Origin of the sequence: Rhodococcus sp. Eu-32 (assembly GCF_003336925.1) — a bacterium.
GTDB lineage: Bacteria > Actinomycetota > Actinomycetes > Mycobacteriales > Mycobacteriaceae > Rhodococcoides > Rhodococcoides kyotonensis_B.
This window is the reverse complement of sequence record NZ_QGNK01000082.1, coordinates 1-430: the sequence shown is the minus strand read 5'-3', so window position 1 is coordinate 430 and position 430 is coordinate 1. Positions and strand designations below refer to the sequence as shown.

The window sequence follows — 430 nt, the reverse complement described above, 5'->3', positions numbered from 1 at the left end:
GTGATGTGACTTATTTTCTTGAAAAAGAAGGTGACAATTACAGGCTTACAAAAAGGATAAAAGCCAGAACAAATGTTAAAATCGGGAACAAAACTACGAAAATTACATTGTATGATGCCGTACTGAATGAGAATGAATTACAACATATTAATTTTACGTGTGCCGGATTAAGGGAAGACGATGAGACGCCAGTTAAGAATTTAATTAAGGAGTTTATGTTAAATGAAACCCGATAATACACCTGAAAATGTAAAAAAATTACGTTTAAAAGCAGGATTAACACAAAAGGAATGCAGTCATATTTATGGTGTTGGGCTAAGAACCTGGCAGAAAAAAGAGGAAGTTAATACTCAAAACAGTCAAAGTCTGTCACTGGTTGAGTTTGAGTTTCTTTTGTTACTTGCAGGAGAACATCCTGAATACGTGCTCT

2 protein-coding genes are annotated in these 430 nt (G+C 34.4%); both read left to right on the top strand.

What is annotated here, in order from left to right; genetic code table 11:
- Window positions 1-236: hypothetical protein (locus DK926_RS26395; protein ID WP_114332843.1), on the top strand; the 236-nt coding region annotated here is incomplete at its 5' end.
- A partial coding sequence (locus DK926_RS26390) for an XRE family transcriptional regulator (protein WP_114332842.1) occupies window positions 223-430 on the top strand: 208 nt, incomplete at its 3' end. The genes DK926_RS26395 and DK926_RS26390, both read left to right, overlap by 14 nt.